The 231-nt window shown below is 46.3% G+C and carries 1 protein-coding gene; it reads left to right on the top strand.

The annotated features are described in order from the left end of the window. On the top strand, positions 1-231 hold a 231-nt coding region (locus SB749_RS21105), incomplete at both ends, for an ethanolamine ammonia-lyase light chain EutC (protein WP_410712043.1).

The raw sequence follows: 231 nt of genomic DNA, 5'->3' as shown, positions 1-231 counted from the left end.
CTCCAATCACCTTAGTTGAACAAGGGCGAGTAGCCATTGGTGATGATATTGGTGAGTTATTGAATGCCCAAATTGTGATGGTGCTCATTGGTGAACGTCCTGGGCTTAGCTCACCAGATAGCTTGGGGCTTTATTTAACCTGGGAGCCTAAAACAGGGCTTAACGATTCGCTGCGTAATTGTATATCTAATATTCGCCCTGCTGGTTTGCCCTATATCGATGCGGCAAGAC

Origin of the sequence: Brevibacterium sp. SIMBA_078, from assembly GCF_046534565.1 — a bacterium.
In the GTDB taxonomy this organism is placed as follows: domain Bacteria; phylum Actinomycetota; class Actinomycetes; order Actinomycetales; family Brevibacteriaceae; genus Brevibacterium.
This window is presented reverse-complemented; position numbering and strand designations above follow the sequence as displayed.